Raw genomic sequence first — 18,992 nt, 5'->3', positions numbered from 1 at the left:
AGGTCGGGGCAGCGAACCTGACAGAAGGGATGCGTCGAGGATGCCGAGCGCTCAGATCGAGGTCCGTCGTGAGTACACCGAAGCCGAGGAGGCCGAACTGATCGATGCGGTGCATCGCGCGCTGGTCACCTCGTTCCGGATCCCGCCGCAGGACAAGGATGTGCGCCTGGTCGTCCACGCGCCGCACCGGTTCGCGTGTTCACCGCGGCTGACCGAACCCGAGTACTTCACGCTCGTCACCGTCGACTGCTTCGCCGGCCGGTCGCTCGACGCCAAGCGCACGCTGTACACGGAGATCGTCGGCAACCTGAAGCCGTTCGGCATCCCCGCCGACCACGTCACGATCCTCGTCCGCGACCACCCGACGTCGAACTGGGGTATCCGCGGCGGCCAAGCGGCCACAGATCTCGATCTCGGCTTCGACATCAACGTCTGACATGACGCTGCGTACCGCGCGGCACCTGACGTCGGTCCTCCTCGTCCGGGAGGGGAGAGTGCTCCTTCTCTACCGGCGCGGGTCGCGCGCGATCCCGGATTCCTGGGTCGGCATCGGCGGCCACATCGAGCCGGACGAGCTCACGGACCCGACCGCGGCCGCTCTCCGCGAGCTGGACGAGGAGGTCGGCGTGACCGCTGACGACATCACGGATCTTGCGCTGCGATACGTCGCCGTCCGCGACACCGGCGCCGAGGTGCGTACGACGTATTACTTCACCGCCAACCTTCGCCCAACCGCGCCAGTGCCGACGCACTGCACCGAGGGCGATCTGCAATGGTTCGACCTGACCGCGAACTTCGCCGCGCTCGAGATGCCGCCGACCGGTCGAATTGCCGTCGCACATTGGATTTCCAGCGGTCGGTACGACGAGGCGTTGCGCATCATCGTGGTCGACGCCGACGGACGCGAAACCGGGCCGATGTGATGCTTACTGTGCAATTCCATCCCAATTGGCCGCACGGCGAACGCACAGTCATCGAATCGATGGTTGCGGACGGCATTTATCGTTTGTCTACGGCGGGGCGATGCGTTTCGGGTCGTCGTATCTGAGGCTGAAACCGGAGATGATCGAACGCGCGACATTCTGCTATCCGGACTCTGCCCGCGATCCGAGGGATTTCGGTGATGCGCACTGTCTCGCGCGACTCTGCAGGCTGGCTGATGGCGCGGTTGTCGACGACCTGGCTCACCCCGGAGCGACTCGGCATCGCGGCCCGCTCCGGCAGCCACAAACCCCAAGCAATCAAGTACGTCTGGCACTGCCTGGCACGCTACGGCCGCCAACTCGGCTGAGGGCGTGCGTTCAGCCGAGGCCGTCGGTGTGCCAGGTTCGCCAGAGCCGGCCGTAGACGCCGTCCGCGCGCACCAGCTCGTCGTGACTGCCGAGCTCGACGAGTTCGCCGGCTTCCATCACCGCGATGCGGTCCGCGTCATGGGCGGTCTGCAGCCGGTGCGCGATCGCGATCACCGTACGACCCCGCAGTACCGCCGCCAACGACCGCTCCGTCCGCCGTGCCGTCCGCGGATCGAGGAGCGACGTGGCCTCGTCCAGGATCACGGTGTGCGGGTCGGCCAGCACGACCCGGGCGAGCGACAGCTGCTGCGCGCCCGCATCGTCGAGCGTGAAGTGCGGTCCGATCTCGGTGTCCAGCCCGCGCGGCAGCTCCCGCCCCCATGCAGCGCCGACTGCATCCAACGCGCCGTACAGCTCGTCGTCCGAAGCGTCCGGCCGCGCGATCCGCAGGTTGTCGCGCACCGTGTCGTGGAAGACGTGATGATCCTGAGTGAGCAGGACGACGTGCTCGCGCAGCTGGTCAGGCGGCAGATCGGCGACCGGTACGCCGCCGATCGTCACCGCACCGGCGCGCGGCCGATCGAGACCGGCGAGCAGGCGCGCGAGCGTCGACTTCCCGGCACCCGACGTGCCGACGATCGCCAGCCGTTCGCCAGGCTCAACCGCCAATTCGACCCCGCGAAGGACGTCGCGAGCGCCGGTGTAGCTGAAATACGCGTCGCTCACCCGGATCCGGTCGCCGACCGCAGCCGACGGGAGCCGGTCCGCAGCGGGTACGCCGGCCAGCCCCTCGACGCGGGCGTACGACGCGGCGGCGCCCTGAAGCTGCTCGATCCACAGCATCAGCGTGTCGAGCGGACCGACGAGCTGACGCAAGTACACCGTCGCCGTCACGACGATGCCGAGGCTGACAAGATCGTTCAGGTAGAGGGCGCCGCCGACCAGCAGGACGCCGACGACCGGGAGCGCGAGCGAAACCTCGGCCGACGGAAACAGTACGGTCCGCAGCCACAGTGCGTTGAGCCGCGCGGTCCGTGCCTCGCCGATGACGGCTTCCGTGGCCTGTCGCCGACGCTCCTCGAGGCCGAGGAGCTCGACGGTCCGCGCGCCTTTCGCCGTACTGGCGATGACATCGGCGAGTTCCGCACCGGTGGCCGCGACCGCCAGGTACGCCGGACGCGCGCGGCGCAGGTACCAGCGCACCGCAACTCCTACGCCGAGCAAGCACAACAACCCGCAGAGCCCGAGGCGAAAGTCCAGCACGAGCACCGCGACGACGAGGAACAGTGCATGCATGAGCGCTACCAGCACCTCCGGCACCGCCGACCGCAACGTCGTCGCGACCAGGGACGCGTCGGTGCTGCCACGGGCGATCAGGTCGCCGGCCGGCAGGTGGTCCGCCTCCCGCGGCGGCAGCGCAAGGGTCCGCTGCAGGAACCGCTCACGAACGCGCGCCGCCGTGCGCTCGCCGTACCGGAAGCCGAGCTGCAGCGCCCAGCGGCCGAGCAGCGTTTGTACGACGGTGAACAGCAGCGCGCCGAGCGCCAGGCGGTCCACCGTGCCGAGTACGTCGCCCGCGCCGGACTGGATCGTGTCGATGATCCGGCCGAGCAGCCAAGGACCCACGAGTCCCGCGGCCGAGGCGAAGGCGTTGACGAGGACGATCGCGGCGACGGCCTTGCGGTCCGCACGGAGGTCGCGCATCAGGGCCGTGCGTACCTCACGTGGGGTGGCGATCGGCAGTTGTCTACTCATCGTCGGCCGTGGTCTGGGCGCGGGACACGAGGTCGCGGTAGCAGGAGTCGGTGCGCAGAAGGTCCGCGTGCCGACCGATCGCGGAGACCTTCCCGTCCGTCAGGACGACGACTTCGTCGGCGCGGTCGAGGACGAGTGGTGAGGTCGTGGTGAGTACCGTCGTACGGCTCCGTCGTGCGGCACGGATCCGGTCGATCATCGCCGCTTCGGTGGTGGCGTCGACGGCTGAGGTGGGTTCCACGGCGAGCAGTACGTCGGGTTCGGCGTACAGCGCGCGGGCGAGGCGGATGCGCTGCCGCTGACCGCCGGACAGGTCGCTGCCGCCGGCGGCGAGCTCCGAGTCGAGGCCGTGGGGGAGTGCCTCGACGATGTCCTCAGCGACGGCCGCTCGGATCGCCGCGTGGATCGCTTCGTCGTCAGCGTCCAGGCGTCCGGACACGATGTCGCGGACCGTCCCGGCGAAGAGTTCGGCGTCGTTGTCGGCGACGACCATCCGGCGCCTGAGCTCGGCGCGCGCGAGATCGGCGATGCGCGCGTCGGCCCAGGTCGTGGCTGTGTCCGCAACCACCTGTCCTAGTCGTTCGACCACCCCGCGCGTCTCCGCCGGGCTCGGCGCGATCAGCGCTGTGAGCAGGCCCGGGCGGATGGTGACGCCTGACGCGGGGTCGTCCAAGGGGCCGTTCCTCGATGGGACGCCGGACCGCGCGCGGTCGTTGTCGTGGGCAACGGGGAGGTTGAGCAGGTCGATGATGCGCCGGCCGGCCACGCGGGCGCGCGCGATGTCACCGCCGCCCTCGATGAAGAACGCGACCGGTACGACGAGGACGGCGACATATCCGTAGACCGCGACGACATCACCGATCGTGATTTCGTTCATCGCGGCGAGGCGGGCCGACAGCCACACCACGGCCGCCAGGAACAGCGCGGGCAGCCCCGTCGACACAGCGCCGACCCAACTCGACGGGCCCGCAACCCGGTATCCACGCTGTACCAGTCGCTGCGACTGCTCGTCGTACCGCTCGGCGACGAACGCCTTTCCGCCGAGGCCGTTGAGGACGCGGAGCCCGGCGAGTGCGTCGACGAGGCGCGTGGTCAGGCGGCCCTGGTGGCTGCGGTACTCGCCGCCGGTGCGTTCGATCCGGTGCAGGAGCGGGCCGAGGGCGACGGCCAGCAGCGGGACGCCGGCGAGAACGACGACCGCGAGCAGCGGCGAGATCGTGAACAGCACGACGGCTACAACGGCGTACCCGATGACCGCTCCGACCCCAGGACCGGTGACGGTCAGCGCCTGCGCGACGACGTACACGTCGGAGATCCCGACCGTCACGACCTCGCCGGCGCTCACGTGCCGCGTCAGCGATGCGCCGAGGCGGGACGTGTGCCACACCGTCGCGCGGACGGTGCGGAACGAGGCGTCCATGCGCACCTTCGTCATAGTGCGGTGGCGCGCGATACCGAGCAGCGCGTTGAGTACGCCGACGGCGAGCAGAATGAGGGTCCAGGTGACGAGCGCAGCGGGGTTGCGGGGGATCAGGCCGTCGTCGACCACACGCGAGAGGACCCACGGCGGGACGGCCAGACCTACCGTCCAGAGCGTGCCCAGGACGGCGCCTGCTGCGGTGCGTCGTGCCTGTTGGCGCGTCAGCCAGAACAGGAAGCGGTACGGGGTGGCAAGGTCCTTGGGCGCGGGCGGCTTCCAGGTGTCGGTCGTCCTGTCCAACCACGCCAGTACGGCCATGCGATGATCCTTGCAGGACTATGGCATCGGGCGATACCTATTTGCGATCAGATTCACAAAGTCCTCCGGGCTGGGTTGCTCGAGACGGGTTCAAGCGAAGCGACTGGGCCGGCAGCCGGCCAGCTCGGGCGCTTCTTGTCCGGTGACGATCTCATCGGCGGCGAGACGGCCGACGGCGGCGGCCAGGGTGATGGCTGAGTGCATGACGGTGACGTACAGGCCGTCGGTGCCCTCCGGGCGGCCGATGATCGGCTCGTCGTCGGCGGGCATCGGTCGCCAACCGACCTCGACGGACACCACTTCAGCGTCCTCGGCACCTTCGAACGCCTTCGCGATCCGGTCGCGGACCTGCTGAGCTGTCGCTTGCAGCGCTTGATGATCTGATTCGCCGCTGTACGCCGTGGGCGCGAGGATCGTACCGTCGTCGAGTTGCCGCGCTTCGAGTGACGGTGTCGCGACAATTGCCTGTACCAATCCTGGCGTTGCTCGCAGTTTGACGAGAATGGCGGGCGCAGGTTCGACGGGGAGATTTACGCCGATACTCGTGCACAATGCGACCGAGCCCGTGCCGGCGGCCAACACAACGGTCTCAGCCGGAATGGTCCCTGCCGTTGTTTGGACGCCCGTGACTGATTCGTTCTCGTGAATCAGTGCGGTGACCGGCGTGCCCAGTAGTATCCGCGCGCCACGCTGGCCGGCGGCGCGTGCGAGCGTCTCGGTCGCCGCGATCGGGTCCAGCGCGCCGTCATCGGGATGGTGGAAGGCCTGTGGCGGGGGAGTAGCCAACTTCGGCTCGAGGCTCCGTACGTCGTCGGTCGCCGGGCCGGGGTTGTCGTCGAAGCCGTCCCAGCTCAGCGCACCGGTCCAGCGGATCGCCAGCTCGGGAAGCTCGGCCTCGAGCCTGTGGTACTCGTCCACCGCCAGGTACCGCAGCGGCGCCGACGGCAGATCACTGCTCACCGGCCGTCCGATCCACGCGAACGACGCCCGCGTCGCACCCGACGCCGGCAATCCCGCATCGATCAACGTCACCGCACGCCCACGCCCAGCCAGGTGGTACGCCACCGACGCGCCGACGATTCCCGCTCCCACCACAACGATCCCGCGATCCGCCATACCGAGGTTTCTAACAGGCCTCCTGCGCCCGTGGCTATTCAATTAATCGAAGACTTGCTGCGAACCCCGCGGGGGAGTAGGGCTCAGAATTGCGGTTGATATCGGGGCCGTGGCCACCTCCGACGACTCGCAGCCGGTGAAGAAGCAGATTAGTCAGGGAGTGCTGCTCACTGTCCGCCGAAAAGGATCAGGTTGCCGTCGCAATCTCGAACGACGAACTGATTCGCGCCCCAGGGTTGACGCTTCAGCGTCTGGTGGAAGTCGACATCAGCCGCGACGTACTCGGCGTACAGCGCTTTGACATTCTCGACAGTGATCGCCGCCGCGAGCAGCTCGTCGTCTTCCCTGATGGTGTCTTTGAAGACTGGGTCACTGACGCAACGGAGATTGAGACTGACGTGATCTCGACGTACCTGACCGTAGTACGGCGGATCCCCGTGCTTGAATCCCACGCTGAAGCCGAGCTTCTGCTCGAAGAACGCGCAGGCCGCGTCGATGTCGGACACGAACAGCTGTGGTTCGGCCTGGGTGAGAACCGGCCTCGTCGGGGCGCCGGAAATGGATGCTGAGGTTGCCTGGGGCATCTGGGCTACTCCTGCCTTGAATGTGGCCCATGATTCGAAACCAGCTTCGCGAGCGAGCAACAGTTGAGCGTCGGCAAGCACAAAGCGCTGTGCAAGGATTTGCTCATCACTCAAGCGGTCGTACCGCGGCAACGCTGCACGAATTCGCGACGCGACGGCATAATTACGCTGCTGATGCCATCGCACCAGCTGCCGCGCTTGCTTCCGCAGGTTCTCGAAATTGGTCATGGACGCACGTCGAACAGTTTTCGAGGTGGGCATGGCCCCTTCGGCGAGTGCCGGCGCGCCCTCATTCAGCAACCCCCGCATCCTGACGCCCAAGATCACTCACTGTCAACAATCGCGACCGGCGAGCAGCTCCAGCAGGGTAGCGGCCGTACCGCTTCGAAACGGCTCATCAGACGCACACCGCACGCCACTAGTTGACATAATGTCCATTATCGGCGTTTGGTCATTGGGCGGGGAGACCGTCCTGAGGGAGCCTGAACAGCTAGCGCTCGGCTCGCTCACCTTCCGCCCGGAACGAAACTGAACAGGCTCTGACGTGTGACCAGAGGCTCCGGGGCGCCGGTGAAGCGGTGGGCACCGACGCCGAATCCGGCGTCAGGGGCCGACAGCCACACACGCTCGAAGCCACGCTGCTCGAACCAGTCGCAGATCGTTGGCACCAGGTCCGGATCGTCGCGCTGACGGGTCCAGATGACAGTCGCACCGGTCCGGCAGAGCTGCGGGCAGGCCGCGATCGTCCGCTCGATGTCCTGGTTGGTGATGTTGCCGAAGATCCCGCACAGCAGTACGAGTTCGGCCAGCACCATCCCGTCGTAGTGGTCAGTCAGGGACGCGTCGCCCGTGATCACCTCGACCTGCTCCGGAGCCCGCGCCCGGGCGGTGGCTGCCAGCACAGGATCCAGTTCGACGAGGCGGGCACCTACATCGGCACGACGTGGGTGATCTTCCAGGACACCGAGGATGTCCCGGCCCTCCCCCGCACACAGCTTGATCACCGGCACAGATCCGGCGGGGGCACGGTCGAGTGCGTCCCGGATCTGCGCCTGCACCGCCTCCAGCCGCCGCGACAGCGCGGATTCAGGGTCGTCGTACTGCCGGTGCCACGCCTGCCAGTCCATCAACCGACTCTACGGTCGAGCAGGTCGAAGGCACGACGCCGCGCCGGATATCGATTCCCCGGGCATCGATCATCTATAGGTGGGCGCACCATCCGACGACCGCTGGGGGCCGAACGGTGAACGTCTCTCGAGTGCGCAGGTCAATGACACGCCCGCTTGCATCGTCGTGCCTGAAGGCCCTCGTCGCAGCGGGACTGATGTCGACTGTTCTGGTGGCGACTTCGGCGCCGGCGAGTGCCGCGGCAGCGGCTGCGCCGTCCGCCACGCTCCGCGTCGGAACCTACAACATTCATGCCAATACGACGGACAGCGCAACCTGGCCGTCTCAGAGGACAAACCTGCTCCGTGAGATCGGCTCCTTCGCTCCCGATGTCATCGGTATCCAGGAAGCCGGCAGCAACAGCACGAGGCGCACCGATTTCCGGAATGGCATGCAGTCCCACGGCTACACAACAGCGGCCGACTACGCGACGAACTCCCGACCGATCTACTGGAAGAGCGCGTCCTTCCAGATCCTCACCGACAGCAGTGGAAGGATCGCGTCCGGAACGGTTGTCGTCGGGGGCGCATCGGCCGGCAAGACCGCGAGCTGGGTCGCCCTCAAGCACATCGCGAGTGGGCGCGAGATCGTCGTCGCGAACGTCCATCTCACCTCGTCGAAGTGCGGTCTCACCACGTACGACCTTGATGCCACGGTGAACAGTGCCGGCGTGTGCTCGAGCACGAAGGATGTGCCAATTCAGGGCGGCGGTACCAGGCCGGGTGAAGCCAGCGACCCCGTGAGGGGCCAGATCCAGCGCTTCCGAGAGTTGGACGACCTGTTCGCCGACGCCCGCTACAGCGCATGGGCCGGCCACGACTCCCCTGACTTCCTCACTGGTGACTTCAACACCAATGGCACGCGCTACCCGTCGCTGGCAGACGCGGCCGTCGGTGTCACGATCCCGGCCGCCTACCGAAGCAGCGACGGCACCATGCGGCCGCTCAACGACTACCTGTGGAACGCGCGGCTGCGTACCAATGCCTTCACTGTGGCCGTTGAGAAGTCCGGGGCGGCGTACGACACCTTCAACGACTTCCAGCGCCAGAGCTGCACCTCGGTTCCGCCCGTCGGTTGCAACGGCAACCACATCGATCAGATCTTCGTCTCCCGAGCGCAGGGTGAAACCACCAACGTGGTCGCCGTCGAAGGCTGGACGAACAAGCCGCCCGACGCAGACCTGGTGCCCGCGCAGTTCCCTTCGGACCACAACAAGGTTCAGATCAGAGTGACGGTGTCCAACTAGCGCAGGCTTTGATGACGGTCTGGGTCCACACCTCGGGGTGGGTGGACCAGAAGTCATGGGGTACGCCGGGCACCGTCGAGAACCTTCCGCGGGGCACCAGCGCCGCAAGCTGGGCCAACGGCCACGACGGCCGGATGTCGTCGCCGGCGGCGATGAAATGCATCGGCACCTCACAGTCGGCCAGACCTCGCCACAGATCGGGTTGACGAATCCAGTCCTTGAACGAACTTCCGAGCGCCGCGTGCACTTCCGGCACCCAGTCGATCGCGACGACCGGCTCTGAGGCCTTACCTGCCTCGTATGCCTCGGACCAGCTGCGATCACGCTGGGGCCCGCGTCCCGCGATACCGATCACGCCGATCACGGCCTCCGGATGCTCGACCGCGTAGCGCACACCCAGGTCACACCCCCAGGAGTGCCCCAACACCACCCAGCGGTCCACGCCGACGGCCGCTCGGATGCCTTCGAGGTCAGCGATCGCTCGCTCCATCGTGTGTGGGCCGCCTTCGGAGCGACCGACTCCGCGCGGTTCCGGATACCAAGCGCGGTGACCAGGAGGTGAGAGCTCGTCATGTTCGAGGTACTGCACACACCCCGGCCCACCGGTCAGGACAAGCAGATCGCGTCCCTCACCAGTTACGCCGACGTGCAGCCCAACGCCGTCCACCGGAACCATCCGCGACTCCATGATCACGGACGCTAGCAAGTCCGACGTGCCAGGCAGCGCGCTGGGTGAGTGCGCAGTACCGACTTAGGAGACTTACCCGTGTTTGAGGGGAAAAGTCTCCTAAGTTGTCGGGAAACCCTCGTGGAAGGCGCCCGAGTGGTGACTGTGCGTTCCGCAGCAACGCAGTTCCGAGCCGCGCGCAGGGCAGCCCGAGACCACCTCAGAGAACTTGACTGTCACGAAGCGCTCCCGCAGAGGCGTGCGCGGACGACTTCGAGGAGGTCGGCGGCGAGGTCGAGATCGGTCACGGCTCGTTCTGCCAGTGCCTTGAAGTCATCCGGTGCCTGCGGCAACCGTGCGGCGGAGGCGACGAGGCCCTTCTCGTTGATCGTCCATCGACGCGCGTGGCCGTGGAGTGCCTGAGCCATCACGCCGATGGCGCGGAACAAGCAGCCCGCCACATAGACCCTGTCGTTCGGCACCTTCCGCGCGCCGACGATCGAGAACTCCGCCTCCCACAAGGCATCGACCAGCGCGTCTCCGAGCGCCTCGGGGTACTGCCGGATCGCTTCCCGCAGCTTGGTGAGTTCACCGGTCGAGTCGGCCAGTACCTGGCACATCGCGACCTCGCCGGCGTACGTATGGCTGTAGAAGCCCAGCGGGTGGCCGACCTGACGTTCGATCGTGAAGCGACCGGCGCGGCAGTCCTCCCAGACGCGCTGCACGCGGTCCAGATCCCGGTAGATCCAATCGACCGCCTGCCCGTCGACCGTGAGCCACGCGCCGCCGTTCACCCAGGGGCCCCAGTCCCCCACGCCGAACACCTCGTACTTCGAGGCGACCTCAGCCGCCAGCGCCCGCAGCGCATCGATGTCCAGGCGACCGCGGTAATAGATTCCAAGGTCGGTGTCGCTGTCGGGCCGATGCTCGCCACGGGCTCGACTCCCGCCCAGAACGACCGCTACGACCCCCGGAACGGCCGCGAGCCGTTGAACCAATTCGTCGTTCACGAGACGCAATCTTCCACACCCAAGACGTCGGAGCGAGCCGATTAGTCGCCCCCACCGCCCAGCAAGCGCGATCCGCCGCCCCGGTGTGGGCTGCGGATCGCGCTCGTGGATGAACCCGGGTACAACAGACCCCCGCTACTTGCAGTTGTACTCCGGGTCACGCTTGGGCTCGACGTCGTTCTTGCTGGTTTGCCAGGTGATCGCGGCACCGGCGCGCAGCGTGAAGAACGCCTCCTTGAACTTCTCGTGCACGGCCGCCGAATTGATCCGCAGAATGACCTCGTCGTTGTACCGCGGCGACTTGTTGTTCATGTTGTGGCTGCCGGTGACAACGATCTTTTGATTGGGTTTGCCGTCGAAGAAACCATCGATCAGAAGGTTCTTCTGATGTACACCGCATTGGCTGCCGCTGAACTCGCGGACCTCTGGACCGTGGTAACCGATGGGCCGACGCAGCAGGTACTCCAGCGCATGCTTGGTGTCGTCGCGCGATTCCATCAACGAGATCTCGTCCGCCACGATGTCGACGTAACAGCCCTGGTTGTCCAGATCCCACAGCCGTTTGGCGATGTCGATCCCGTTCTGCCCGGCGATCTGCATCGTCGCGACCCGCACGATGGTGCGGTGATCGCGGTCGGTGCCGCCGGACGTGTTTCCGGTGCACCGTACAGCGTTCAGCACGTCAAGGTAGGTGTTGCCCGCGGCCCGCGGCGAAACGTTCATCGCGTACTTCGTGTTGGCCGGGTTGTGCTCGGAACGGAACGTGTTGTAGTAGTCGTTGTCGGTGGGGCCTGCCGCGGAGCCGTCGGCGAGATCGGTGAAGTAGGCGTCGTACTTCGAGTACAGCCACGCGTCCGGTACGACGTACGCCGTGTTCCACATGTTGGTGCCGGACGTCGCGTTCAGGTTCGCGCTGGTCTGTACGACGACGTTCTGGGCGCCGTCCACTTCCTTGAACAGGAAGAACTTGTTGTGCATGATGTGCTGTCCCATGCACGAGGTCCCCTTGTTCGTCCCCGACTGATCCCTCTGACCGCAGGTCTCCCGGCCGGGCCCGACGCGACGACGATCGTCACGAGCCGTGCCGTACTCGCGGACCTCGAAGATGCCGACCATCACGCGATCGGCGGCATGGACGAACACCGTTCCATCGAACTGCTGGCCCGGATGATCGGCCGCGAGCGGGTGGCAGCCGAGCCGGATGCCGCGGCCGGCCTGGTGCGGCAGTGCGGCGGACTGCCCCTTGCGGTGAAGATCGCCGGTGCCCGGTTGATCGGCCGCCCCGACTGGACGCTGGCCGCGTTCGCCGATCGGCTGAGTGATGAGCGCGGGCGGTTGGACGAGCTGCGGTACGGCGACCTCGCCGTCCGCGCGAGCCTCGCCGTCGGCTGGCAAGGACTCGGCGGCACCGCCGACCGGCTGTTGCGGCTGATCGGCTCACTCGCCGTGGACGACCTCGGCCTCGCGGCCGCCAACGCTCTCGACGGTCGCGCACCCGCCGCGGTCCATCGCGATCTCGATCGGCTGGTCGAGGCGAGGTTGCTCGAGCCCGGCGCCGGTGATCGGTACGCCGTACACGACCTGGTCCGCCTCGACGCCCGCGAACGCTCCGCCCAGCTGCCGGCCGCGGAACGTCACGAGGCGGCCGAACGGTTCGTGCACTTCTATCTCGCGACCCTGCGCGACGCGTCGAGGCTGTACGCGCCGCACTCGACCTGGCGCTGGACCACCGGACTTCCGCCCGACCGGCTGCGGACGCGCGGTCTGCCCGGCGCCGACCGCCGGCAGTTCATCGAGTGGATCCGCGCCGAGAGCGGCAACCTCGTCCGCGTCGCCCAGTTGGCCGCAGCGCAGTCGCCGGCCACGATCACGGCGTACGCGCTCGCGGCACACGTACCCGTCGGAAGCCAGGGCTGCTGGCAGGAGCGCCGGGAGATCTGCGAGCTCGCCGTCGAGACCGGTGAGGAGGCGGACCTCGCGCATGTACGGCGGGATCTCGGGCTGGTGTACCGGCATCTGGGGCTGCAGGACAAGGCCAGGGTGGTGCTGCGGCAGGCCGTCGAGGCGTTCCGCGCACGCGGCGAGCAGTACCTGGAGGCCGACGCGCTGGTGTTGCTGGCCGACGGCTCGGACCGGGAGGCGGGGTTCAGTCATCTGCAGAGGGCTCGTGAGCTCGCCCGGCAGGTCAACGAGTACCGTGCCGAGGCCAACGCACTCGCCGCGATGGCGGAGCTGCTTGCCGATGGCGGCGACTATCGTGAGGCGCGCCGGCGGTTGGATCAGACGCTGCGGTTGTACCTGACACACCGCAGTACGACCGGCATCGGGCGCGCGCTCGGCAAGCTGGGCGAGCTCTGCCAGCGGTTCGGGCACGTCGAGGAGGCCGCGTCGTACTTCGCCGACGCCGCCGACGTGAGCGCCCGCGTCGGCATGAGCCTGCGGGAAGCTGCTCGCGCGTGGGACCTCGCCGACGTCCTGCACGACCTCGGCCGATTCGACGAGGCGCGGGAGCAACGGGCCCGGTCGATCGAACTCGGCGTACAGCTGGGCGCCATCGCACCGGACCGCGCCGCCGAACTCAGAGCGCAAAGCCGACCGAAACGTCCCGCAACGCTGCGCTCGGATCCATGACACGGCAGCAGCAGTAGCCGCGAGCGCCGTCGAGGTGCTCGCACAGGATCCGTCAGCCTTGCACACCCGATGCTCAGAAATCGATTTCGTTCGTGGGTTCTGAGAGGTTCCGGCATAGACAGGCCCGCTGCTAGGGTCCAGCGCCATGACTCCCAGGACCTCGTTTCGGACGCTGCCCGCGACGGATCGCCGTCGGTTCCTCAGCCTCGCCGGCGGCAGCGCCGCGGCGCTCGCGTTCAGCCTCGGTCTGCCGCGGCCGGCCGCCGCGACCAGCGACGGCGCACTGCCGTACCCGTTCACCCAGGGCGTGGCCTCCGGCGACCCGGTGCAGGACGCGGTCGTGATCTGGACGCGGATCGCGCCGACGCCGCTGCTGCCGAACGGCGGGCTGGACGAGGGTGCCAACGTCCGGGTCGACTGGCAGGTCGCCGAGGACGCGCGCTTCCACCGCGTGGTACGGTCCGGCACGGTCACGACCAACCCCGACACCTCTCACACGGTGCATGTCGACGTCAGCGGTCTGCGCCCCGGACGGGAGTACTGGTACCGCTTCCGCGCCGGCAGCCACCTCAGCGAGGTCGGCCGGACGCGCACGATGCCACCCCGGGAGTCGATGCGTCCGCTGCGGTTCGCGGTGGCCTCCTGCCAGAACTGGCGCGCCGGGTACTTCCAGACCATGGCCGACGTCGTCGATCGCGATGCCGAACTGATGCTCTTCGTCGGCGACTACCTGTACGAGTACCCGGTTCAGCAGCTCGCCGTCGGACGCCTCATCGATCCGAACCTGCCCGCCGAGGTCGTCCCGACCACGATGACCCTCAACCAGTACCGCCTGCGCTACGCGTTGTACCGCACGGATCCCGATCTGCTCGCTGCACACAGCAGCATGCCCTGGATCCTGTCCTGGGACGACCACGAGGTCGCCAACGACTACGAGTCGTGGGGTACGCCGGATCTCGACCGGCGCGCGGCGGCGTACCGGGCCTACTGGGAGTTCATGCCGATGCGCTGGCCCCAGCCGCCGCGCGGCGCCGACGCCCGCCTGTACCGGCGATTCCGGCACGGCAGCCTGGCCCAGATCGACGTCCTCGACACGCGGCAGTACCGCGATCCGCAGGTCGCCGGAGGAGCCGCTGCCGACGACGGTCCACGCCGCGACCCGGCCCGCGAGATCCTCGGCGCCGAGCAGGAGCAGTGGTTCACCGCCGGCTTCGGCGCCGAACCCGTCCGCTGGAACCTGGTCGCACAGCAGATCCTGATGGCGCGACTGAACACCGCTGCTGACCCGGAAGCACCGGTAACGTTCGCTCCTGGCACGTGGGACGGCTATCAGGCCGGCCAGCAGCGGCTGTTCGACACCGTCGCGTCGTCCCAGGCACGCGGTACGTCGTCGAACTTCGTCGTACTGTCCGGCGACGTGCACTGCAGCTACGTCTCCGACATCTCCGCCGACACGAACGACCCAACGTCACGGGTCATCGGCGCCGAGATGACGAGTACGTCGATCACCAGCGCGCAGGACTTCAACCCGGTGGCCAACGAGGCCCGCCAGGTCCGGCGGCGGGTCAACCCGGCACTGAAGTGGGCCGACCTGCACTGCGGCTACGTGCTCTGCGACCTCAACGCGAACCGCCTGCACGCCGATATCCGCGCCGTCGACAAGGTCTCCCGCCACGACGACCCGGTCTTCACCGCGGCCAGTTTCGAGGTGTACAACGGCGTCCCGGGCATCCACCGCACCGCCTGACAGCACCACCTGACAGCACCGCCTGACAGGCCTCGACTCGGTCAGCTGCCGCGGCGGTAGTCGACCGAGTCGAGGAACTGCCGGGCGGACACCTCGTCGCGGGCGCGGACCTCGACGCCTGCGACATACGGCGGGTAGCCGGACCCGGTGAGGTCCTTGTTCATCAACACGGTGACCTCGCCGGCCGGACAGTCGCGAACCGCCCAGATCCACACCGATTCGGAACCGTAGGTCGACGTCGATGGTTGGGTGACGACGTACGGCTGCCGCCCGCATCGCGGGCCGAACTCGAATTTACCGGACCCGGCGACGACCGTGATTTTCACCCGTGGATCGTCGACCGCTCCCGGGCCCGCCGGCTGGCTGCCAGGACAGGCCTCGATCCCCTGGCCACCTGGGAATGGGGCGTGGTCGAGCGCGTCTCGACGGGACTGCTCTGCACCCAGATCAACTTTCAACCGCTCGGCCGCGACAGTCTGCGCGCCGCGGACGTCGTCGCCGGGCAACCGCTGCCGTAACCTGCGGCGGTACGTCGCGGTGCGCCGGGGCTTGATGCCGTCGGCAAAGAGGTGGTTGGGTTGGGCGATGCTGCCGACCGTCCGGTGTACGCCTGGAGATCCCGATGCCCGTCGACAGTGAGGCCTCCCCAGCTGTGGAGATTCGGGTCGTCACGCCCGAGCGCTGGGACGATCTCGTGCAGCTGTTCGAGCGGAAGGGACCGCGAGGCGGAATCCCGATTCCAGGGCATTGCTGGTGTATGGCATGGCGGGACGAGCAAGGTCCTCGAGGCCCGCGCCGGGCGGCCATGAAGGACATCGTCGAGTGCGGCGAACGTCCGGGGCTCCTCGCATACCTCGACGGTCGGCCCGTTGGGTGGGTGGCCGTGGCGCCGCGTGAAGATCACAGCCGGCTCGAGCGGTCCCGGAAGTACGGCCCATTACCCGGTGATCGCAACGTCTTCGCCGTGACCTGCTTCTACGTCGAACCGAAGCTCCGCGGGACCGGGATCGCCGGCGTCTTGCTGGACGCGGCGATCGATCATGCGCGCGCGTCGGGTGCGACAGCGCTCGACGCATTCCCGAAGCCGAGGCTGTCGCCGCATGCCACGGCGAGCCGCCGGGCCGAGGAGAACGACAGTTGGATGGGCCGCCTCGCGTGGTACGAGGCCCGCGACTTCGTCAGAATCCGTGACGCCGGTGCACGGACCGTGATGCGCCTGAGCTTCGACGGCGCCGAGCCGAAAGATGCTCCCGCTCTGTGAAATCGTGAAATTTCCTCGATCGGAGTTGTCGGATCGGGGCCAGGCCGTTCGTGGACAGGGTGAACGTCACTCAGATCCGAGGAGAACCGCGATGTCCGAGCAAGTCACCAGGCCGTTCCGATTCGGCGTCGTCGCCCCGATCACCGCTGACGTCGCGGCGTGGCGGGATCGCGTGCGGCGGATCGCCGACAGCGGATACTCGACGCTCCTGATGCCCGACGTACCGACGTCGCAGCCTTCACTCGCGCCGACCCTCGCGACTGCCGCCGCACTGACCGACCTGCGGGTCGGCTCGTGGGTGTACGCCGCGGCGCTCCGCGAACCGTGGAGCGCCGCGTGGGAAGCACACTCGATGTCCGTGCTGACCGAGGGGCGCTTCGAGATGGGACTCGGCGCCGGACGGCCCGGGATCGAGACCGAGCTGGGGCTGCCCGCCGTCTCCCACGCCGACCGCCGGGCGCGGATGCGGGAGACCGTTGAGCGGTTGCGGGAGTTCGACGGCCCCGAGGTGCACACGCCGGTGATCATGGCAGTCGCCGGGCCGAAGACCGACGCGTTGGCGCTCGAGATTGCTGACGGGGTCACGTTCGTGCTTCCGCCGGACGCCGACCGCACGGCGACCACGCAGCGGGCGCGTGCCATCAGCTCCCGCCGCGATGTCGAACTCTCTCAGCACGTGGCAGTCGTCGGCGACCGGGTCGCGCCGTTCATGGCGCCATCCACCCTCGACACCGCGGCCCTGCACGCCGCCGACTCGCTGGTCGTACTCCCCAGCGACGCCGCCGCGGCCGCCGACGAGATCGAACGCCGCCGCGAGGAAATCGGCTTCTCCTATTTCGTCATCGGCGCCGACTTCGCCGAAACCCTCGCCCCCGCCGTCGCCAAACTGGCCGGCCGCTGATCGCTCGCTGGGAAACAAATGTTCACCTGGTGCCGAAAAGTTTCCCAGCGAGCCCCCGAGTACGGCCACGGTGCCGCCCGGCTGTGGAAGGTGCCGGCCCGACGAGCTCCGCGTCGGGCGAAAATGCTTTGCCGCGGACCTCGCCATGGTCGTACCGTCGCGGGCATGTGGACTGCGCAGCGAATGATGGGCCCCTTCGTGGGCCACTTCGGCGTGCGCTGATTTCAGCACAGTTCGAGCCCACAGCAGGTGGGCCCGAACCGATGTGGACCCCCTGCTGTCACGTACCAGGGAGAACCACTCATGACCCCGTACTACATCACCACCGCGATCCCGTACGTCAACGCGACACCGCATCTCGGTCACGCCCTCGAGTTGATTCAGGCCGACGTACTCGCGCGTCATCGCCGGCTCCGTGGTCAACCGGTGCGGTACTTGTCCGGCACCGACGACCACGCCTTGAAGAACGTTCTCGCAGCACGAGCTGCCGGCGAGCCGGTCGCTGACTTCGTGAGCCGCGCGGCGGATCGCTTTGAAGCGCTTCAGGACGTACTGCAGTTGAGTTGCGACGACTACCTCCGCACCTCGTCCGACGTACGGCATCGCCCTGGCGTCGAATACCTATGGCGTCGCTGCGCCGAAGCCGGCGACTTTTATCGGCAGACGTACACCGGCCTGTACTGCGTGGGCTGCGAGCAGTTCTACGAACCGGACGCACTGGTCGGCGGACGCTGTCCCGAACACGGCACCGAGCCGGAACAGGTGAGCGAGACCAATTGGTTCTTCCGGCTCTCCCGGTACGGCGAGCGCATCCGGGACGCGATCTCGTCCGGCGCAATCACGATCAACCCGGTCCAGAAGCGCAACGAAGTACTCGCGCTGCTCGACCGCGGTCTGCAGGACTTCAGCGTCTCCCGCCCGGCCGAGCGCGCGGACGGATGGGGAATCCCCGTCCCGGGCGATCCGAGTCAGGTGATCTACGTGTGGTGGGACGCGCTCGCGAACTACCTCACCGCGCTTCGCGTCGATCGCCGCGGCGAGGATTACCGGCGCTGGTGGGCCGGCCACGGCGACCGCGTACACGTCATCGGCAAGGGCATCACGCGCTTTCACGCCGTGTATTGGATCGGCCTGCTGCTCTCGGCCGGTGAGCCGCTGCCGACGACGATCCACGTCCACGACTACGTCAACGTGGGCGGGCTGAAGCTCTCCAAAAGCACCGGGAACGTCGTGGATCCGGTGAACCTCGTCGAGACGTACGGCGTGGACGCGTTGCGCTGGTGGATCACGCGGGAGGTACCGCTGCTGGGCGACACCGAGTTCACCGTCGAGCGACTCGTGCAGGCGTACAACACCGACCTCGCCAACGGGCTGGGGAACCTCGCCAATCGGACCGCGACGCTGCTGCACAAGTACTACGAGGGCAAGCTCTGCGTCGACAACGACGTGGTCAAGGGGTCGAACTGGGACAGCACCGCCCTCGACGCCGCCTGCGCCGCCCTACCGGCGAATGTCGACGCCGCCCTGAGTACGGCGGACTTCCGTGCCGCGACCGCGCACTTGGTTGCCACCGTCAACCTGGCCAACCAACTTCTCAACGCCGCCGAACCCTGGAAGACCGTCAAGACGCCCGACGCCGACCCTCACCTGATCCACCGCCTCCTCAGCCGGGTCGCCGGAACTTGCCGCACCATCACCACAGAGCTCACCCCGCTCTGCCCGCGGGGCGCCACGCGCCTCTCAGCCCAACTCGGCAACGGCAGCCACCTAGCCGCCCCGGCGCCACCGTTCGCCCGCCTCGCCTGAGTCCTGTGGATGAACGGCCCCAGCTCGCCTGGGACACCACGCCGACGACTGACGCCCAGGGCTCTCGTGGA

19 protein-coding genes and 1 pseudogene are annotated in these 18,992 nt (G+C 67.7%); 11 read left to right on the top strand and 9 right to left on the bottom strand.

Features of this window, described 5'->3' with window-relative positions; all coding sequences use genetic code 11:
• The first annotated feature begins 40 nt into the window (after window positions 1-40).
• The 4 genes and pseudogenes from AB0B82_RS07010 (at window position 41) to AB0B82_RS06995 (ending at window position 1,291) form a co-directional block, all read left to right on the top strand.
• Window positions 41-436 (top strand): tautomerase family protein, encoded by a 396-nt coding sequence (locus AB0B82_RS07010; protein WP_360163530.1) that lies wholly within the window; start codon window positions 41-43, stop codon window positions 434-436.
• A gap of 1 nt (window position 437) precedes the next feature.
• Window positions 438-923, top strand: coding sequence for an NUDIX domain-containing protein (locus AB0B82_RS07005; protein ID WP_360163528.1), 486 nt, complete (start codon window positions 438-440; stop codon window positions 921-923).
• A 100-nt stretch (window positions 924-1,023) separates the two neighbouring features.
• Window positions 1,024-1,080: pseudogene (locus AB0B82_RS07000) on the top strand (hypothetical protein); the annotation flags it as partial.
• 43 nt (window positions 1,081-1,123) lie between these two features.
• Window positions 1,124-1,291, top strand: a complete 168-nt coding sequence (locus AB0B82_RS06995; RefSeq protein WP_360163646.1) for a hypothetical protein — start codon at window positions 1,124-1,126, stop codon at window positions 1,289-1,291.
• A 10-nt stretch (window positions 1,292-1,301) separates the two neighbouring features.
• Here AB0B82_RS06995 and AB0B82_RS06990 read toward each other — a convergent pair whose 3' ends face one another.
• The 5 genes from AB0B82_RS06990 to AB0B82_RS06970 all read right to left on the bottom strand — a co-directional run bounded on the left by AB0B82_RS06990 (window position 1,302) and on the right by AB0B82_RS06970 (window position 7,612).
• Window positions 1,302-3,047, bottom strand: a complete 1,746-nt coding sequence (locus AB0B82_RS06990; RefSeq protein WP_360163526.1) for an ABC transporter ATP-binding protein — start codon at window positions 3,045-3,047, stop codon at window positions 1,302-1,304.
• Complete coding sequence (locus AB0B82_RS06985) at window positions 3,040-4,785, bottom strand: ABC transporter ATP-binding protein (RefSeq protein ID WP_360163525.1); 1,746 nt, start codon at window positions 4,783-4,785, stop codon at window positions 3,040-3,042. Before AB0B82_RS06985 ends, AB0B82_RS06990 begins: the two co-directional genes overlap by 8 nt.
• 90 nt (window positions 4,786-4,875) lie before the next feature.
• Complete coding sequence (locus AB0B82_RS06980; protein ID WP_360163523.1) at window positions 4,876-5,901, bottom strand: FAD-binding oxidoreductase; 1,026 nt, start codon at window positions 5,899-5,901, stop codon at window positions 4,876-4,878.
• A 167-nt stretch (window positions 5,902-6,068) separates the two neighbouring features.
• Window positions 6,069-6,713, bottom strand: coding sequence for a VOC family protein (locus AB0B82_RS06975; protein WP_360163521.1), 645 nt, complete (start codon window positions 6,711-6,713; stop codon window positions 6,069-6,071).
• 278 nt (window positions 6,714-6,991) lie between these two features.
• Complete coding sequence (locus AB0B82_RS06970) at window positions 6,992-7,612, bottom strand: SAM-dependent methyltransferase (protein WP_360163519.1); 621 nt, start codon at window positions 7,610-7,612, stop codon at window positions 6,992-6,994.
• A 212-nt stretch (window positions 7,613-7,824) separates the two neighbouring features.
• On the opposite strand from AB0B82_RS06970, the gene AB0B82_RS06965 reads away from it, so the two are divergent.
• Window positions 7,825-8,898 (top strand): endonuclease/exonuclease/phosphatase family protein, encoded by a 1,074-nt coding sequence (locus AB0B82_RS06965; protein ID WP_360163517.1) that lies wholly within the window; start codon window positions 7,825-7,827, stop codon window positions 8,896-8,898.
• Here AB0B82_RS06965 and AB0B82_RS06960 read toward each other — a convergent pair.
• The 3 genes from AB0B82_RS06960 to AB0B82_RS06950 form a co-directional block, all read right to left on the bottom strand.
• Window positions 8,876-9,574: an alpha/beta hydrolase gene (locus tag AB0B82_RS06960; RefSeq protein ID WP_360163644.1), complete on the bottom strand. Its 699-nt coding sequence runs from the start codon at window positions 9,572-9,574 to the stop codon at window positions 8,876-8,878. The genes AB0B82_RS06965 and AB0B82_RS06960 overlap by 23 nt on opposite strands.
• A gap of 227 nt (window positions 9,575-9,801) precedes the next feature.
• Window positions 9,802-10,575 carry a nucleotidyltransferase domain-containing protein gene (locus AB0B82_RS06955; RefSeq protein ID WP_360163515.1) on the bottom strand — a complete coding sequence of 258 codons (774 nt, stop codon included), beginning with the start codon at window positions 10,573-10,575 and terminating at the stop codon, window positions 9,802-9,804.
• 135 nt (window positions 10,576-10,710) lie between these two features.
• A complete protein-coding gene (locus tag AB0B82_RS06950; RefSeq protein ID WP_360163513.1) occupies window positions 10,711-11,718 on the bottom strand; it encodes a phospholipase D-like domain-containing protein in 1,008 nt (335 codons plus the stop codon).
• On the opposite strand from AB0B82_RS06950, the gene AB0B82_RS06945 reads away from it, so the two are divergent.
• A complete protein-coding gene (locus AB0B82_RS06945; RefSeq protein WP_360163511.1) occupies window positions 11,707-13,206 on the top strand; it encodes a hypothetical protein in 1,500 nt (499 codons plus the stop codon). The two genes, AB0B82_RS06950 and AB0B82_RS06945, sit on opposite strands and share 12 nt — an antisense overlap.
• Before the next feature lie 145 nt (window positions 13,207-13,351).
• Complete coding sequence (locus AB0B82_RS06940) at window positions 13,352-14,953, top strand: alkaline phosphatase D family protein (RefSeq protein ID WP_360163509.1); 1,602 nt, start codon at window positions 13,352-13,354, stop codon at window positions 14,951-14,953.
• A 41-nt stretch (window positions 14,954-14,994) separates the two neighbouring features.
• On the opposite strand, the gene AB0B82_RS06935 is transcribed toward AB0B82_RS06940, so the two are convergent.
• Window positions 14,995-15,168 (bottom strand): hypothetical protein, encoded by a 174-nt coding sequence (locus AB0B82_RS06935; protein WP_360163507.1) that lies wholly within the window; start codon window positions 15,166-15,168, stop codon window positions 14,995-14,997.
• A gap of 30 nt (window positions 15,169-15,198) precedes the next feature.
• On the opposite strand from AB0B82_RS06935, the gene AB0B82_RS06930 reads away from it, so the two are divergent.
• The 4 genes from AB0B82_RS06930 (at window position 15,199) to metG (ending at window position 18,921) form a co-directional block, all read left to right on the top strand.
• Window positions 15,199-15,471 (top strand): hypothetical protein, encoded by a 273-nt coding sequence (locus AB0B82_RS06930; RefSeq protein ID WP_360163505.1) that lies wholly within the window; start codon window positions 15,199-15,201, stop codon window positions 15,469-15,471.
• A 104-nt stretch (window positions 15,472-15,575) separates the two neighbouring features.
• On the top strand, window positions 15,576-16,214 hold the full coding sequence (locus tag AB0B82_RS06925; protein WP_360163503.1) for a GNAT family N-acetyltransferase: 639 nt from the start codon (window positions 15,576-15,578) through the stop codon (window positions 16,212-16,214).
• A 91-nt stretch (window positions 16,215-16,305) separates the two neighbouring features.
• Window positions 16,306-17,115 carry an LLM class flavin-dependent oxidoreductase gene (locus AB0B82_RS06920; RefSeq protein WP_360163501.1) on the top strand — a complete coding sequence of 270 codons (810 nt, stop codon included), beginning with the start codon at window positions 16,306-16,308 and terminating at the stop codon, window positions 17,113-17,115.
• Window positions 17,116-17,418: 303 nt separating this feature from the next.
• The gene (gene metG / locus AB0B82_RS06915) at window positions 17,419-18,921 is read left to right on the top strand and encodes a methionine--tRNA ligase (RefSeq protein WP_360163499.1); all 1,503 of its coding nucleotides are present in this window, start codon (window positions 17,419-17,421) and stop codon (window positions 18,919-18,921) included.
• Window positions 18,922-18,992: the final 71 nt, after the last annotated feature.

It is taken from the genome of Kribbella sp. NPDC048915 (assembly GCF_040649595.1).
GTDB lineage: Bacteria > Actinomycetota > Actinomycetes > Propionibacteriales > Kribbellaceae > Kribbella.
The sequence above is the reverse complement of the archived record's forward strand: the minus strand, read 5'-3'. Positions and strand labels throughout refer to the sequence as shown.

Bases quoted from the DNA above. Each gene is read 5' to 3' on its own strand.
- AB0B82_RS06975 (WP_360163521.1), bottom strand. From the start codon at position 6,713: ATGACCAATTTCGAGAACCTGCGGAAGCAAGCGCGGCAGCTGGTGCGA.
- AB0B82_RS06995 (WP_360163646.1), top strand. From the start codon at position 1,124: ATGCGCACTGTCTCGCGCGACTCTGCAGGCTGGCTGATGGCGCGGTTG.
- AB0B82_RS06925 (WP_360163503.1), top strand. From the start codon at position 15,576: ATGCCCGTCGACAGTGAGGCCTCCCCAGCTGTGGAGATTCGGGTCGTC.
- AB0B82_RS06940 (WP_360163509.1), top strand. From the start codon at position 13,352: ATGACTCCCAGGACCTCGTTTCGGACGCTGCCCGCGACGGATCGCCGT.
- AB0B82_RS06920 (WP_360163501.1), top strand. From the start codon at position 16,306: ATGTCCGAGCAAGTCACCAGGCCGTTCCGATTCGGCGTCGTCGCCCCG.
- metG (WP_360163499.1), top strand. From the start codon at position 17,419: ATGACCCCGTACTACATCACCACCGCGATCCCGTACGTCAACGCGACA.
- AB0B82_RS07005 (WP_360163528.1), top strand. From the start codon at position 438: ATGACGCTGCGTACCGCGCGGCACCTGACGTCGGTCCTCCTCGTCCGG.
- AB0B82_RS07010 (WP_360163530.1), top strand. From the start codon at position 41: ATGCCGAGCGCTCAGATCGAGGTCCGTCGTGAGTACACCGAAGCCGAG.
- AB0B82_RS06980 (WP_360163523.1), bottom strand. From the start codon at position 5,901: ATGGCGGATCGCGGGATCGTTGTGGTGGGAGCGGGAATCGTCGGCGCG.
- AB0B82_RS06960 (WP_360163644.1), bottom strand. From the start codon at position 9,574: ATGGTTCCGGTGGACGGCGTTGGGCTGCACGTCGGCGTAACTGGTGAG.
- AB0B82_RS06985 (WP_360163525.1), bottom strand. From the start codon at position 4,785: ATGGCCGTACTGGCGTGGTTGGACAGGACGACCGACACCTGGAAGCCG.
- AB0B82_RS06945 (WP_360163511.1), top strand. From the start codon at position 11,707: ATGGACGAACACCGTTCCATCGAACTGCTGGCCCGGATGATCGGCCGC.
- AB0B82_RS06990 (WP_360163526.1), bottom strand. From the start codon at position 3,047: ATGAGTAGACAACTGCCGATCGCCACCCCACGTGAGGTACGCACGGCC.
- AB0B82_RS06970 (WP_360163519.1), bottom strand. From the start codon at position 7,612: ATGGACTGGCAGGCGTGGCACCGGCAGTACGACGACCCTGAATCCGCG.